16 protein-coding genes are annotated in these 15,303 nt (G+C 59.7%); 2 read left to right on the top strand and 14 right to left on the bottom strand.

What is annotated here, in order from left to right:
• Positions 1-126: 126 nt before the first annotated feature.
• The 14 genes from hemN to ccoN (N1078_RS13835) form a co-directional block, all read right to left on the bottom strand.
• Positions 127-1,509 (bottom strand): oxygen-independent coproporphyrinogen III oxidase, encoded by a 1,383-nt coding sequence (gene hemN / locus N1078_RS13770; RefSeq protein ID WP_274088740.1) that lies wholly within the window; start codon positions 1,507-1,509, stop codon positions 127-129.
• 104 nt (positions 1,510-1,613) lie between these two features.
• Positions 1,614-2,297, bottom strand: coding sequence for a sulfite exporter TauE/SafE family protein (locus tag N1078_RS13775; protein WP_274088741.1), 684 nt, complete (start codon positions 2,295-2,297; stop codon positions 1,614-1,616).
• Positions 2,290-2,508: a cbb3-type cytochrome oxidase assembly protein CcoS gene (gene ccoS, locus N1078_RS13780; protein ID WP_274088742.1), complete on the bottom strand. Its 219-nt coding sequence runs from the start codon at positions 2,506-2,508 to the stop codon at positions 2,290-2,292. Before ccoS ends, N1078_RS13775 begins: the two co-directional genes overlap by 8 nt.
• A gap of 39 nt (positions 2,509-2,547) precedes the next feature.
• Positions 2,548-4,947 (bottom strand): heavy metal translocating P-type ATPase, encoded by a 2,400-nt coding sequence (locus tag N1078_RS13785; protein ID WP_274088743.1) that lies wholly within the window; start codon positions 4,945-4,947, stop codon positions 2,548-2,550.
• A gap of 8 nt (positions 4,948-4,955) precedes the next feature.
• Positions 4,956-5,468: a FixH family protein gene (locus tag N1078_RS13790; RefSeq protein ID WP_274088744.1), complete on the bottom strand. Its 513-nt coding sequence runs from the start codon at positions 5,466-5,468 to the stop codon at positions 4,956-4,958.
• Positions 5,469-5,480: 12 nt separating this feature from the next.
• On the bottom strand, positions 5,481-6,893 hold the full coding sequence (gene ccoG / locus N1078_RS13795) for a cytochrome c oxidase accessory protein CcoG (protein WP_274088745.1): 1,413 nt from the start codon (positions 6,891-6,893) through the stop codon (positions 5,481-5,483).
• Positions 6,894-7,029: 136 nt separating this feature from the next.
• Entirely contained in the window at positions 7,030-8,019 is a 990-nt protein-coding gene (gene ccoP / locus N1078_RS13800; RefSeq protein WP_274088746.1) for a cytochrome-c oxidase, cbb3-type subunit III, read from the bottom strand.
• Positions 8,016-8,201: a cbb3-type cytochrome oxidase subunit 3 gene (locus N1078_RS13805; protein ID WP_274088747.1), complete on the bottom strand. Its 186-nt coding sequence runs from the start codon at positions 8,199-8,201 to the stop codon at positions 8,016-8,018. The genes ccoP (N1078_RS13800) and N1078_RS13805 overlap by 4 nt, the downstream gene beginning before the upstream one ends.
• Positions 8,202-8,207: 6 nt before the next feature.
• Positions 8,208-8,816: a cytochrome-c oxidase, cbb3-type subunit II gene (ccoO, locus tag N1078_RS13810; protein ID WP_090242354.1), complete on the bottom strand. Its 609-nt coding sequence runs from the start codon at positions 8,814-8,816 to the stop codon at positions 8,208-8,210.
• Positions 8,816-10,258, bottom strand: a complete 1,443-nt coding sequence (gene ccoN, locus N1078_RS13815; RefSeq protein WP_274088748.1) for a cytochrome-c oxidase, cbb3-type subunit I — start codon at positions 10,256-10,258, stop codon at positions 8,816-8,818. Before ccoN (N1078_RS13815) ends, ccoO (N1078_RS13810) begins: the two co-directional genes overlap by 1 nt.
• 379 nt (positions 10,259-10,637) lie before the next feature.
• Entirely contained in the window at positions 10,638-11,576 is a 939-nt protein-coding gene (ccoP, locus tag N1078_RS13820; RefSeq protein WP_274088749.1) for a cytochrome-c oxidase, cbb3-type subunit III, read from the bottom strand.
• Positions 11,573-11,773, bottom strand: a complete 201-nt coding sequence (locus N1078_RS13825) for a cbb3-type cytochrome oxidase subunit 3 (protein WP_274088750.1) — start codon at positions 11,771-11,773, stop codon at positions 11,573-11,575. The genes ccoP (N1078_RS13820) and N1078_RS13825 overlap by 4 nt, the downstream gene beginning before the upstream one ends.
• Before the next feature lie 5 nt (positions 11,774-11,778).
• Complete coding sequence (gene ccoO, locus N1078_RS13830; RefSeq protein ID WP_274088751.1) at positions 11,779-12,387, bottom strand: cytochrome-c oxidase, cbb3-type subunit II; 609 nt, start codon at positions 12,385-12,387, stop codon at positions 11,779-11,781.
• Positions 12,387-13,826, bottom strand: coding sequence for a cytochrome-c oxidase, cbb3-type subunit I (gene ccoN / locus N1078_RS13835; protein WP_274088752.1), 1,440 nt, complete (start codon positions 13,824-13,826; stop codon positions 12,387-12,389). Before ccoN (N1078_RS13835) ends, ccoO (N1078_RS13830) begins: the two co-directional genes overlap by 1 nt.
• A gap of 104 nt (positions 13,827-13,930) precedes the next feature.
• Here ccoN (N1078_RS13835) and N1078_RS13840 point away from each other — a divergent pair, with 104 nt between their 5' ends.
• Together N1078_RS13840 and nfuA are read left to right on the top strand one after the other, a co-directional pair.
• Positions 13,931-14,626, top strand: coding sequence for an alpha/beta family hydrolase (locus N1078_RS13840; RefSeq protein WP_274088753.1), 696 nt, complete (start codon positions 13,931-13,933; stop codon positions 14,624-14,626).
• A gap of 90 nt (positions 14,627-14,716) precedes the next feature.
• Positions 14,717-15,301, top strand: a complete 585-nt coding sequence (gene nfuA, locus N1078_RS13845) for a Fe-S biogenesis protein NfuA (protein ID WP_274088754.1) — start codon at positions 14,717-14,719, stop codon at positions 15,299-15,301.
• The last annotated feature ends 2 nt before the right edge of the window (positions 15,302-15,303 follow it).

The raw sequence follows: 15,303 nt of genomic DNA on the forward strand, positions 1-15,303 counted from the left end.
TGGCCTACTGCAAGGAGGCCTTAAGCAGCGCCGTCACGACGCTGATCAAGGCTATGCAGGCTCCGAGTGAGCTGCAGGTGCAGGAGCGGCCACCCTTGTCATGACATAGGCACGCGCAACGGTGTTTTAGATAACCCGCGAGAAACGCTGCCTGCTGAGTTCATTGAGGTAGCGATCAAACAGCATGCACAGCGAGCGCACCAGTAGGCGGCCTGCTGGCAGGACCTCGATGCCTTGGGCATTCAATTCGATCAGGCCATCATTGGCCATTTGCTGCAGTTGCGGCCAGATATCGGCAAAGTAACGGCGAAATTCGATGGAATAGGCCTGCTCGATGTCGATAAAACGCAGTTGGAAATGGCAGATCAGCTGCTGGATCACTGCACGGCGCAGACGATCGTCGTCATCACAGTGCAGGCCGCGCAAGGTGGCCAGTTCACTATGTTCGAGGCTGTCTTGGTATTTGCTTAGATCGCTGATGTTCTGGCAGTACAGGTCGCCAATCTGGCTGATGGATGACACGCCCAGGCCGATCAGGTCGCAATGGCCGTGGGTGGTATAGCCCTGGAAGTTACGCTGCAGGCTGCCGTCTTCCTGGGCGCTGGCCAGCTCGTCATCGGGTAAGGCGAAGTGATCCATGCCGATATAGCGGTAACCGGCGGCGCTCAGTTGCTCGATGCTGGCGTGCAACATGGCTAGTTTGTCGCCTGGGCTGGGCAGGTCGCTGGTGTTGATGCGCCGCTGCGGCATAAAGCGCTCCGGCAGGTGGGCGTAGTTGAACAGCGACAGGCGATCGGGTTGCAGGGCTATTATTTCCTCGACCGTGCGGGCGAAGCGTTCAGGCGTTTGCAGCGGTAGGCCGTAGATCAGGTCGATGTTTACCGAGCGGAACTGCAGGGTGTGCGCGGCTTCGATGATGGCGCGGGTTTCTTCCAGGGTTTGCAGGCGGTTCACGGCTCGCTGCACGGCCGGGTCGAGGTCTTGCACGCCCAAGCTGACACGGTTGAAACCGAGCTCACGGAGTAGGCCCATGGTTGACCAGTCGGCTTCGCGTGGGTCGATCTCAATGCTGTAATCGCCCGAATCGTCATCCAGTAGATTGAAGTGTTGGCGCAGGTGACCCATCAGATGACGCAATTCATCATGGCTGAGAAAGGTCGGCGTACCACCGCCGAAGTGCAGCTGTTCGACCTTCTGCTGCGGGTCTAAATGATGGCTAATAATCTCGATTTCGCGTTCGAGTTTTTCCAGGTAAGGCTGGGCGCGCCCGCGATCTTTGGTAATGACCTTGTTGCAGGCGCAGTAGTAGCAGATGTGCGCGCAGAACGGGATGTGCACATACAGCGACAGCGGGCGCATGGCTTTGCGGCTATCACGCAGGGCGTGCAGCAGGTCGAACTGGCTAACGCGCTCATGGAACTGCACGGCGGTCGGGTAAGAGGTATAGCGCGGGCCGGCCTGGTCATAACGGCGGATCAGGTTGCTGTCCCACTGGATGGCGTTGAGCATGCGGGGGTTCCCGGTTTGGCTTTCAATACCGGGGAGTCTAAGTGCGCCACGTTGGGGGTGTTTTGACCTGTATCAAGCGGCTGCGTGCTGTCGCCGATTGCCGATCAGTGGCCCATTAGCCAGTGCTGGTGCGGGCCGGGCAGGGTCCACAGACCGAACAGGATGACCAAAATACCGCCGGCCATGCGGATGCCTCGCTGACGCAGCAGGGCGGTCAGGCGTTCGGCGGCCAGGCCGGTGGCCAGTAGAACGGGCAAGGTGCCCAGGCCGAAGGCCAGCATCAGTGCGGCGCTGTCGAGCGCGTTGCCCTGGCTGGCGGCCCATAGCAGGGTGCTATAGACCAGACCGCAGGGTAGCCAGCCCCACAGGCTGCCGAGCACCAGAGCGCGCGGCAGGCTGGTGACGGGCATAAAGCGTCGGGTCAGGGGTTGAATATAGCGCCACAGGCCGCGACCAAGGGCTTCGATACGCGTCAGGCCGCTCCACCAGCCGGCCAGGTATAGGCCCATGGCAATCAGCAGCAGTGCCGCTATTACGCGCAACCCGGTTACCAGTGGGCTGGCCGCGACTGCCCAGCCAGCCAGGCCGAGCAGAAGCCCTGCCAGGGTGTAACTGGAAATCCGCCCCAGGTTGTAGGCCAGTAACAGCTGAAAGCGCTGTGCGCGCTGTTCGGGCGGGATCGCTAAGGTCAGTGCGCCCATGAGTCCGCCGCACATGCCCAGGCAATGGCCGCCGCCAAGCAGGCCGAGGATCATGGCCGAGATCAGCAGCGGCAGCAGATCAAGCACGCGGCGGCTCCTGCGAGTCGTGCTGCGTGTCTTGTTGCTGCGCCTGGGTAACGGCGGCTTTGTGTTTTGGGTCTTCGTCGTCGAACAGAATGCTGTGAGCCGGGCCGTCCAGGTCGTCGTACTGACCACTGTCGACCGCCCAGAAGAACAACCAGATAGCGAACGCCACCAGCGCAATGGCGACTGGGATCAAGATATAGAGTGCGGGCATAAGATCTCCAGGTGCGGCTTGGGTGAGGCGTTAACCCCCTTACGGGCGTGTGAGTCGTAAGGCGTTGAGTACCACCAGCAGTGAGCTGACCGACATGCCCAGCGCGGCCCAGATTGGGGTAATCCAGCCGATGGCGGCGAAGGGCAGTACCAGGCCATTGTACAGACTGGCCCAGGCGAGGTTCTCGATGATCACCCGACGGGTTCGTTGCGCCATGTGTAGCGCCTGTACCAGGCTGCTCAGACGATTGGAGAGCAGCACGGCGTCGGCGCTGGTTTTCGCCAAGTCGGTGGCGCTGCCCATGGCCACGCTGATGTCGGCGGCGGCCAGGACGGGCACATCATTGACTCCGTCACCCAGCATCAGTACGCGGCAGCCCTGGCTGTGTAGCTGCTTCAGTACGTCCAGCTTGGCATCCGGGGTGAGGCCGCCACGTGCATCGTCGATGCCCAGTTGTCGCGCCACTTCAGCGACCATCGGGGAGCTGTCGCCGGACAGCAGCATGATCTGCCAGCATTTGGCTTTGGCCATGGCGATCAGTTGTGGCGCGTCATCGCGCAAGCGGTCATCGAGCACGAACCAGGCCAGCGGCCCTTGTTCGTCACCCAACAGCAGCCACTGGCCATGTTCGCCGGTAATGGTCGGGACGGGTTGAGTGCTCAGTGCGCAGACGAAGTCTGCCTGGCCGATGCGCAGCAAACGTCCCCCGGCGCGCCCTTGCAAGCCGAGGCCTGGATGGCTGTCGACTTGTTCGGCCGCCTCAGGCGCTTGGCCGAAGGCGCGGGCAATCGGGTGTTCGGAACGGTTTTCCAGGGCGGCGGCCAGGGCCAGGCAGCTATCCGCATCCAGCTCGCGCAGCAGGTGGATGGCGCTGAGGGTCAGGCGGCCTTCGGTCAAGGTGCCGGTCTTGTCCAGCACCAGGGTGTCGATCTGATTCAGGCCTTCGAGTACGTGGCCACGGGTCAGCAGCATGCCGAGCTTGTGCAGCGAGCCCGTGGCGGCGGTCAATGCGGTCGGCGTGGCCAATGCCAGTGCGCAAGGGCAGGTGGCGACCAGCAGGGCCAGCACAATCCAGAATGCGCGCGATGGGTCGAGTTGCCACCAGACCAAGCCGACGATAGCCGCAACGACTAGAACAATCAGCAGGAACCACTGTGCCACTCGGTCGGCGAGTACAGCCAGACGCGGTTTGTCGCTCTGCGCGCGCTCCAGCAGGCGGACGATTGCCGACAGCCGTGTAGCGTCACCGAGGGCCTGCACTTCAACCTGCAACGGACCTTCGACATTCAGAGTGCCGGCGGTGACGGCGTCGCCGACGTTACGCGGTTGCGGCAGGTATTCGCCGGTTAGCAGAGATTCATCGACGCTCGACTGGCCTTGGACAATTCGGCCGTCGGCGGGCAGCAGCGCGCCTGGCGGTACCAGTACCTGATCACCGACGCGCAATTCGCTGAGCAGAATCCGTTGGCTCTGACCGTCGGCATCCAGGCGCAGGCAGGACGCCGGTAGCAGGTTGACCAGCTGTGCGGTGGCAGTGGCGGTGCGTTCGCGGGCGCGGCGTTCCAGGTAGCGGCCGGCCAGGAGGAACAGGGCAAACATGCCCACGGCATCGAAATACAGCTCGCCCTGACCGGTGATGGTGGACCATATGCCGGCGACATAGGCACCGCCAATCGCCAGTGATACCGACACGTCCATGGTCAGGTGACGTGTGCGCAGGTCGCGCAGGGCACCGCGGAAGAACTGCCCGCAGCAGTAGAAGACAATTGGCGTGGTGAGAAACAGGCTGACCCAGCGCAGGATCTTGTCCAGCTCGGGAGACAGGTCAATGTTGAATTCCGGCCAAGTGGCCATGGTCGCCATCATCACCTGCATCCACAGCATGCCGGCGACGCCCAGTTCGCGCATGGCGCGGCGGTTTTCGCGCTGCAGTTGTTCGGCGGCGGCATCGGCCTGCCAAGGATGGGCGGCGTAGCCGATCTTACGCAGCGCTTTGAGCAGTTGGCTTAACGGTAACTGACTGTCGGCCCAGCGCACTTGCAGGCGGTGGTTGGACAGATTGAGGTGCGCCTCGCTGACGCCGGGTAGGGCACGCAGGTGTTTTTCAATCAGCCAGCCACAGGCCGCGCAGCTGATGCCCTCAATCAGCAGGCAGGTCTCACTGAGCTCACCGTCATGCTCGACAAAGGGCTGCTGCACATCGCTGCGGTCATACAGAGCGAGTTCATCAGGCAGGGCCTGGGGCAGGCTCTGTGGGTTGGCGGCGCTTTCGCTACGGTGGCTGTAGTAGTGCTCCAGGCCGCCACTGACGATGGCTTCGGCCACTGCCTGACAGCCCGGGCAGCACATTTCACGGGGAGCGCCCAGTACCTGAGCCTGAAAGCGGCTGCCGCTGGGGACCGGCAAACCGCAGTGATAGCAGGGAGTTGGAGTGGCCATCGGTGTGCCTATTGAGCATCCCCGAGGAGGATTTCTTGGCCGCTTTGCACGTCTTCTTCTTCGAACAGGCGCCAGTCCTTGCCGCCTTCTTGGCCGATCAGCTCAACAAAGCGTCGACCTTGCACCGCATCGATCATCTGCCCGCTGTAACTGCCATCGGCCTGCGGCTGCAGGATTACCCTGCGGTCGCGCTCAGGCTGGGTCGGTGAAATAAGGTTGAGCACCAACTGCTGCGGGCGGCTGTTGCCATTCAGCTGCAGGGTGGCGGTGCCGTCGTCATCGTTGAGCAGCAGATTGGCGTGCAGCTTGAGACGGATGGCATGGTTTTCCCGTTCCAGTGACTGGTTGATGCCCTTGCCGACGTCGTAATAGTCATCGGAAATCAGCCCCGGCGGGTTCTTTGTGGCGATGGTCAGCAGGGTCAATCCCTGAACCACTGAATAGGCCAATAGGCCAATCAGAAACCAGGGCCAGAATTGCTTGTACCAGGGCTTGATGATCTCGGCGTTCTTTTCAGTCATGGTCTTCTCTGGTCAGCGCACGCTGGGGCCGATAAAGCGGCTGGCGGCGTCGGTTTTGATGCTTGGGTCATCCACCGCCTGCAAGCGGAAGCTGATTTCATTGGCGCTCGAAGGCAGTTTCTCAGGTTCGATGGACAGTTCCACAGGCAGCGACAGTACCTCGCCAGCCAGTGCTTTGACCTCACGCTTGCCTTCATACACCAGGCCGTCGAGGCCATCGGCTTCGATCCGATAGGTCACTTCGTGTTGGGCCTTGTTCATGATTTTCAGGGTGTAGACGTTCTCGATCCGGCCTTCTTCGTTTTCACGGTAGAGCACGCGGTCTTTGAGTACATCCAACTCCACTAGCGAGCGATCGACGATGGCCCAGCTGAATACGCAGAACATGGCCAGCAGGGCGATGGCGTAGCCAATCAGGCGGGGTCGTATCAAGTGGGTCTTTTGCCCGGAGAGGTTGTGTTCGGTGGTGTAGCTGATCAGCCCCTTCGGGTAGTTCATCTTTTCCATGATGCTGTCGCAGGCGTCGATACAGGCTGCGCAACCGATGCATTCAATCTGCAGGCCGTCGCGAATATCGATACCGGTCGGGCAGACGTGTACGCACATCTTGCAGTCGATGCAGTCACCCAGGCCTTCAGCCTTGTAATCAGCATCACGCTTACGCGGGCCACGCTGCTCACCGCGCCGGGGGTCGTAGGACACGATCAAGGTGTCCTGGTCGAACATCACGCTCTGGAAGCGCGCATATGGGCACATGTAGATGCACACCTGCTCACGCAGATAACCGGCGTTGCCGTAGGTGGCCAGGGTAAAGAAGCCCACCCAGAACAGTGCCCAGCCGCCAGCTTGCAGGGTAAACAGATCGGGGATCAGATCGCGGATTGGGGTGAAGTAGCCGACGAAGGTAATCGCGGTGACCAGTGAAACGCCCACCCAGATGCTGTGTTTGGCCAGCTTGCGCAGAAACTTCTGCGAGGTCATCGGGTTTTTGTCGAGTTTCATGCGCTGATTGCGATCACCTTCGGTGACCTTTTCTGCCCACATGAAGACCCAGGTGAATACGCTCTGCGGGCAGGTATAGCCGCACCAGACGCGCCCGGCGAATACGGTGATAAAGAACAAACCGAAGGCGGCGATGATCAGCAGTGCTGAGAGCAGGACAAAGTCTTGTGGCCAGTAGGTGGCCCCGAAGATATGAAATTTGCGTTCCGGCAGGTCCCACCAAACAGCCTGACGGCCATTCCAGGTCAACCATACAGTGCCGAAATACAACAGGAAGAGGGCTGCGCCACCGAGCATGCGCAAGTTGCGGAAGATGCCGGTGAAGGAGCGGGTGTAGATTTTTTCGCGGTTGGCGTACAGGTCAACAACTTCGACCTTAGCCTGGGCAGGAGTGACGTCTTTAACGGGGATCTGTGTGCTCATCAGTGCGTACCACGGCGGTTGGATGGCTGCCCTGGTCGATACGTGCCGGCCGGGGTCATACGTGCTCTTGCGCTATGGTACGCCTGACGATCACTCGGCAGGTGCGACCTGCGGTCGCGCCTGCCGAGCCCAAGAATTACTTCTCGGTTTTGCCTTGCGACAGGCTGTACACATAAGCGGCCAGCAAATGCACTTTATCGTTGCCCAGGAAGTCAGCCTGGGCTGGCATCTTGCCGTTACGGCCATAACGCAGAGTTTGTTGAACCTGAGCGAAGCTGGAACCGTAGAGCCAGACTTTGTCAGTCAGATTCGGTGCGCCCATAGCCTGTTGGCCCTTACCTTCAGCGCCATGACAGACTGCACAATTGCTCGCAAAGATGTTTTGACCTGCGGCAAGGTCAACTTCGATGCCCTGAGGATTCTTCAAGCCAGACAGCGTACGGATGTAGCCGGCAACGTTGCGGATGCCTTCTTCACCGATGATGTCTTTCCACGCTGGCATAGCTGCCTGACGGCCGCCCATGATGGTGGTCTTGAGGGTTTCCGGTTCGCCACCATACAGCCAGTCGTTGTCGGTCAGGTTAGGGAAGCCGTAGGCACCCTTGGCATCAGAGCCGTGGCAGACCGAGCAGTTGGAAGCAAACAGGCGGCCGCCCATTTTCAGCGCTTGCTCGTCCTGGGCCACTTGCTCAATCGGCATGGCTGCGTATTTGGCGAAGATCGGCCCGTACTGGGCATCGGCCTTGGCCATCTCTTTTTCCCACTGGTGCACACCGGTCCAGCCGGCATTGCGCTCAGCACCGCCAGCGATTTCCACGTTGGTGGCAAATGGGGTTTCTGCTTTGCTGTCGAGGTAGTCGTAGCCCGGCAGCAGACCTTTCCAGTTACCCAGGCCTGGGTACAGGACTAGGTAGCCGAGGGCGAAGACGATGGTGCCGACAAACAGCATGAACCACCACTTAGGCAGTGGGTTGTCATACTCTTCGATACCGTCAAAGGTATGGCCCATGGTTTCTTCGGTAGTGTCCTGGCGCTGGCCCTTGCGGGTGCCGAACACTAGCCAAGTCAGGGCGAAGATGGTGCCCAGCGACAGAATGGTTACGTACCAACTCCAGAACGTGGTCATTGGTTATTGCTCCTGGAAGATTGCTCGTCACGCTCATTGGGTTTGGGATCGTCGGCGAAGGGCAGGTTGGCGGCCTCGTCGAAGCTGGATTTACGCTTGCTGCTGTAAGCCCAGAGCACCACGCTAATAAAAGCGATGAACACCACTGCTGTGCCTATGCCGCGAATAGTCCCGATATCCATTGAGCGTTACCGTTTGTTCTTGATGGAAGTGCCGAGAACCTGCAGGTACGCAACCAGTGCGTCCATTTCGGTTTTGCCTTTTACTGCATCCTTAGCACCTGCGATGTCTTCATCGGTGTAAGGGATGCCAAAGCCACGCATGACTTCCATCTTCTTGGCGGTGTCCTTGCCGTCAAGCTTGTGCTCAACCAGGAAGGGGTAGGCCGGCATTTTGGATTCAGGCACGACGTTGCGCGGGTTATACAGGTGCGCACGCTGCCACTCATCCGAGTAACGACCGCCAACGCGGGCCAAGTCCGGACCGGTACGCTTGGAGCCCCACAGGAACGGGTGGTCCCAGACGCTTTCACCGGCGACCGAGTAGTGGCCATAACGCTCGGTTTCCGCACGGAACGGACGGATCATCTGCGAGTGGCAGCCGACACAACCGTTGGCGATGTACACATCGCGGCCTTCCAGTTGCAGCGCGGTGTAAGGCTTGAGGCCTTCCACCGGCTCATTGGTGACGTCCTGGAAAAACAGCGGTACGATTTGAGTCAGGCCGCCGATGCTGACGGCTAGAACCATCAGCAGCGCCATCAGGCCAATGTTTTTCTCAATGATTTCGTGTTTCATCAGTGCGCTACTCCGGCTGGAATCTGTGCAGCTGCTTCGTATTCAGAGGCTTTCGCGGCACGCACGGTACGGTAGGTGTTGTAAGCCATCAGCAGCATGCCGGTGACGAAGAACGCGCCGCCGATCATACGCACCACATAACCTGGGTGGCTGGCTTCCAGCGCTTCAACGAAGGAGTAGGTGAGGGTGCCGTCTTCGTTGACTGCACGCCACATCAGACCCTGGGTAATGCCGTTGACCCACATGGAGGCGATGTACAGTACGGTACCGATAGTGGCCAACCAGAAGTGTGCGTTGATCAGGCCGACGCTGTGCATCTGTGGGCGACCAAACACCTTAGGCAGCATGTGGTACAGCGCGCCGATGGAGATCATCGCTACCCAGCCGAGAGCGCCGGCGTGTACGTGGCCGATGGTCCAGTCGGTGTAGTGGGAGAGAGCGTTGACGGTCTTGATCGCCATCATCGGACCTTCGAAGGTCGACATGCCGTAGAACGCCAGCGATACCACCAGGAAGCGTAGGATTGGGTCGGTACGCAGCTTATGCCAGGCGCCAGACAGGCTCATCATGCCGTTGATCATGCCGCCCCAGCTCGGTGCCAGAAGGATGATCGACATCGCCATACCGAGGGACTGCGCCCAATCCGGAAGTGCGGTGTAGTGCAGGTGGTGCGGGCCAGCCCAGATATACAGGGTGATCAGCGCCCAGAAGTGCACGATGGACAAGCGGTAGGAGTAGATCGGACGCTCAGCCTGCTTGGGTACGAAGTAGTACATCATCCCCAGGAAGCCGGTGGTCAGGAAGAAGCCTACGGCGTTGTGCCCGTACCACCACTGAATCATCGCATCAGTCGCACCGGCATAAGCCGAGTAGGACTTGAACAGGCTGACCGGAACGGCCGCGCTGTTGACGATGTGCAGCATCGCGGTCACCAGAATGAAGGCACCGTAGAACCAGTTGCCGACATAGATGTGCTTGGTTTTACGCTTGGCCACAGTGCCGAAGAACACCACTGCGTAAGTCACCCAGACGATACCCAGGAGGATATCAATCGGCCACTCAAGCTCAGCGTACTCTTTGGTGCCGGTGTAACCCATCGGCAGGGTGATGACCGCTGCGACGATTACGGCTTGCCAGCCCCAGAAGGTGAAAGCAGCCAGACCATCGGAAATCAGGCGCGTTTGGCACGTGCGCTGCACCACGTAGTAAGACGTGGCAAACAGTGCGCAACCGCCGAAGGCGAAGATTACCGCGTTGGTGTGAAGCGGACGTAGACGGCCAAAGGTCGTCCATTCCATGCCTAGGTTGAGTTCAGGCCACACGAGTTGTGCGGCGATGAAAACACCTAGAGCCATGCCAATGACTCCCCAAATCACCGTCATTACGGCGAATTGGCGAACCACCTTGTAGTTATAAGCAGTCTGACTGATTGCTGTGCTCATTTTGGGTTCCACGGTTAATGGATTTTTTAGGGGCAAAAATCGGCGGCAAGTATGTAGAAAGCAGATTCTCATTGCAACGACACAAGCCGGCGCGATAGGGCTTTCAGGGCTCTTAACAAGCATGTAATGCCTTTGTCACAAGGCATTGCTGCAAGCAACAAACACCTTAAAACGGCATAGCGCGAAGATAGGAATCGCCTTGGAGTTATGGCAGGTGGCGACTGTCGACAAGATTAGCTCAAGTCAAAGCCTGTGCGTGCAGTTGGTCGGAAGGGTGCGACCTTGGGTCGCATGACTTGGCGGGGTTTGAGGCGTGAGGAGAGGTTGTTTAGGCTGCCTGGCGATACGAGATCGCCAGGCAGTATTGCTGAGGGGCTGATTATTGCGTTGCGCCGTTGCGATCTTGCTGGCTCAGGCTCAGCACATAAGCGGCGAGCAGATGCACTTTGTCGTTGCCCAGGTATTGATCCTGCGCCGGCATCTGGCCGTTGCGGCCATGGCGGATGGTTTGTTGCAGTTGCACCAGGCTGCTGCCGTAGATCCAGCCCGCTGGGCTAGTCAGGTCTGGCGCACCCAGTACGGCCATGCCTTTACCTTCGGCGCCGTGGCAGGCCAGGCAGTTGGCTGCATAAATCGCCGCGCCCTTATCCAGGTCATACGGCTTGTCGGCTGGCAGTGGCAAGCCGGCCAGATCCTTACGCACGTAAGCTGCCACTTGTTGCACGCCGTCTTCGCCAATCACCGCTGCCCACGCGGGCATGGCGCCCATACGGCCATTGAGGATGGTGGTTTTGATGGTTTCCGGCTCGCCGCCCCAGCGCCAGTGGCTGTCAGTCAGGTTAGGGAAGCCCACTGCACCTTTGGCGTCGGAGCCGTGGCAGACCGAGCAATAGGTGGCAAACATACGCCCGCCCATTTTCAACGCTTGCTCGTCTTTGGCTACTTCTTCCAGGGGCATGGCTGCATATTTGGCGAAGATTGGCCCATACAGCTCGTCAGCCTTATCGACTTCATGCTGCCACTGCTTGACCTGGGTCCAGCCGCCTTCGTAGCCCGGCAGCACACCTTTCCAGTTGCCCAGGCCGGGGTACAGCACCAGGTAACCAATAGAAAAGACGATGGTGCCGACAAACAGCATGAACCACCACTTGGGTAGCGGGTTGTCATATTCCTCGATGCCATCGAAGGCATGACCCATGGTCTGATCGGTTGGGTTCTTGTGAACTTCACTTTTGCGGGTGGCGAAAATCAGCCAGGACAGGGCGAGCAGAGTGCCGACAGTCAGCAGGGTGATGTACCAGCTCCAGAACGTGCTCATGGGGTCTTGCTCCTTGGTGCAGCCAGCTTGGGTTCATCGGCAAAGGGCAGTTGTGCGGCCTGGTCAAAGGCCAGGCGGCGCTTGCCGCTGTAAGCCCAGAGGGTGACGCAAACAAAGGACAGCAGAACCAGTGCCGTACCTATGCCGCGCACGGTTCCAATATCCAGAGCGCCGATATCAAAAAATTCGAATGACATAAGCGCTACCTCTTGTTCTTCACGGCAATGCCGAGCACTTGCAGGTAGGCGACCATGGCGTCCATCTCGCTCTTGCCTTTGACGGCATCACTGGCTCCGGCAATGTCCTCATCGCTGTAAGGCACGCCGAGCATGCGCAGGGCTTTCATCTTGGCCGGTGTGGTCTGCCCATCCAGGGTGCTTTCCACCAACCACGGATAGGCAGGCATCTTCGACTCCGGCACCACGTTGCGTGGGTTGTAAAGGTGCGCACGGTGCCATTCATCCGAGTAGCGACCGCCGACGCGTGCCAGGTCCGGCCCGGTACGCTTGGAGCCCCAGAGGAAGGGGTGGTCGTAGACGCTTTCGCCGGCCACCGAATAGTGGCCGTAGCGCTCGGTTTCGGCGCGGAATGGACGAATCATCTGCGAATGGCAACCCACGCAGCCTTCGCGGATATAAATGTCACGCCCTTCCAGTTGCAGCGCGGTATAGGGCTTGAGGCCCGCTACCGGCTCATTGGTGACGTCCTGGAAGAACAGCGGGACGATCTGCGTCAGGCCGCCGATGCTCACGGCCAGGACCATCATCAGCGCCATCAGGCCGATGTTCTTCTCGAGTATTTCGTGTCTCATCAGTGAGCTCCCTCAAGCGAAAACTGCGCGGCGGCTTCCATTTCAGCCGCCTTGGTATGACGCACGGTTTGCCAGACGTTCCAGGCCATCACCAACATGCCGGCAAAGAAGATCGCGCCGCCGATTACCCGCACCACAAATCCGGGGTGGCTGGCTTCCAGTGCTTCGACGAAGGAGTAGGTGAGGGTGCCGTCTTCGTTGACTGCACGCCACATCAGGCCTTGGGCGATGCCGTTAACCCACATCGAGGCGATGTAGAGCACGGTGCCGATGGTGGCGAACCAGAAGTGCACGTTGATCAGGCCGATGCTGTGCATCTCGTCGCGGCCGAAGACCTTAGGCAGCATGTGATACAGCGAGCCGATGGACACCATGGCCACCCAGCCGAGGGCGCCGGCATGCACATGGCCGATGGTCCAGTCGGTGTAGTGTGATAGGGCGTTGACGGTCTTGATCGCCATCATCGGGCCTTCGAAGGTCGACATGCCGTAGAACGCCAGCGATACCACGAGGAAGCGCAGGATCGGGTCGGTGCGCAGCTTATGCCAGGCCCCGGAGAGGGTCATCATGCCGTTGATCATGCCGCCCCAGCTCGGTGCCAGGAGAATCAGCGACATCACCATGCCCAGGCTCTGCGCCCAGTCTGGCAGCGCGGTGTAGTGCAGGTGGTGCGGGCCGGCCCAGATGTACACAGCAATCAGTGCCCAGAAGTGCACGATCGACAGGCGATAGGAATACACCGGACGACCCGCTTGCTTAGGCACGAAGTAATACATCATCCCCAAAAAGCCCGCGGTGAGGAAAAAGCCCACCGCGTTGTGGCCGTACCACCACTGAATCATCGCGTCGGTCGCACCGGCATAGGCCGAGTAGGACTTGGTCAGGGTGACGGGGACTTCCAGGTTGTTGACTAGATGCAGCAGCGCCACGGTGAGGATAAAACCACCGAAGAACCAGTTGCCCACATAGATGTGGCTGACGTTACGCTTCATCACCGTGCCGAAGAACACGATGGCGTAACTGACCCAGACAATGGTGATCAGAATGTCGATCGGCCATTCCAGCTCGGCGTATTCCTTGGAGCTGGTCCAGCCCATCGGCAGGCTGATGGCTGCCAGTACAATCACCAGCTGCCAACCCCAGAAGGTAAAGGCGGCGAGCTTGGGCGCGAATAGCGTGGCCTGTGAAGTGCGCTGCACGGCGTAGTAACTGGTGGCGAACAGTGCGCACCCGCCGAAGGCGAAGATGACCGCGTTGGTATGCAGCGGGCGTAGGCGCCCGAAGCTGGTCCACGGCAGGTTGAAGTTGAGTTCGGGCCAAGCCAGTTGCGCGGCGATAAACACGCCGAGCCCCATCCCGACAATGCCCCACACCACTGTCATGATGGCGAATTGGCGCACCACCTTGTAGTTGTAGGCGCTGCTGCTGGTTGTGTTCATGTCTGGGCTTCCATCCACGGTTATAGGCAGATCATCGAAAATCAGCGGCTGCGCGCCTGTACGATCAGCGCCGCAGTCCAACGGATTCTTTAAGCGAGGCAAGCATGAGCAAAGCAAGGGAAGCGGGTATTGACGGGGATCAATACGTGCAGGAACAGAGCCCGGAGGGCTGGCTGTGGGATCGCCCGCGAGGCGAGCCGCGAACGACCTTGATCCTGGCCCATGGTGCCGGCGCGCCGATGGACAGCGAATTTATGCAACACATGGCGCAAAACCTTGTTGCCTGTGGGGTTGCGCTGCTGCGTTTCGAGTTTGCCTACATGGCCGCACGGCGGCAGGACGGCAAGAAACGTCCGCCCAATCCTCAGGCGCAATTGCTTGAGCAGTGGCGTGAGGTCTACCACCAGGTGCGCCAACAGGTCGCAGGGCCGCTGGCGATTGGCGGCAAGTCAATGGGCGGGCGCATGGCCAGCCTGCTGGCCGATGAGTTGAGCGTCGACGCGTTGGTGTGTCTGGGTTATCCCTTCTACGCCGTTGGCAAACCGGAGAAGCCGCGTGTCGCGCACCTGGCCGAGTTGAAAACCCCGACGCTGATCATTCAGGGCGAGCGCGATGCGCTGGGTAATCGTCAAACGGTTGAGGGCTATGCGCTGTCTGGGGCGATCAAACTGCATTGGCTAACGGCCGGCGATCACGATCTAAAACCGCTGAAAAGCTCAGGTTTCACTCATTCCCAGCACCTGCTTAGCGCGGCTGAAGCGATTGCGGCGTTCATTGGGCGCGAGCAGGACGCTGCATAAGTGCGGCTGATGTTATTCCTACTAAAACACTAGGACTTTGCCGGCGCTGGCGAGTGGCGTACACTGCGCCCATGTTTGCGAGGAGTTGCCATGAGCACCATTACCATTACCGACGCTGCCCACGATTATCTGGCTGATCTGCTGAGCAAGCAGAACACCCCGGGCATCGGCATTCGTGTGTTTATCACCCAGCCAGGCACCCAGTACGCCGAAACCTGCATTGCCTATTGCAAGCCAGGCGAGCAGAAAGCTGAAGACACTGCCCTAGGCCTGGCCACCTTTACTGCGTGGATCGATGCGGTCAGCGAGCCGTTTCTTGACGATGCAGTGGTCGATTACGCCACCGACCGTATGGGCGGCCAGCTGACCATCAAGGCGCCTAACGCCAAGGTGCCGATGGTCAATGAAGACAGCCCGATCAACGAGCGCATCAGCTACTACCTGCAGACCGAGATCAACCCGGGTCTGGCCAGCCATGGCGGCGAAGTCAGCCTGATCGACGTGGTTGACGACGGTATTGCCGTGCTGAAGTTCGGTGGCGGCTGCCAGGGCTGCGGTCAGGTCGACTTGACCCTTAAAGAGGGCATCGAGAAGACCCTGCTGGAGCGTATCCCCGAGCTAAAAGGCGTGCGTGATGTGACCGATCACAGCATCAAGGAAAACGCCTACTACTAAGT

It is taken from the genome of Pseudomonas sp. MIL19 (assembly GCF_028680365.1).
In the GTDB taxonomy this organism is placed as follows: Bacteria; Pseudomonadota; Gammaproteobacteria; order Pseudomonadales; family Pseudomonadaceae; genus Aquipseudomonas; species Aquipseudomonas spirodelae.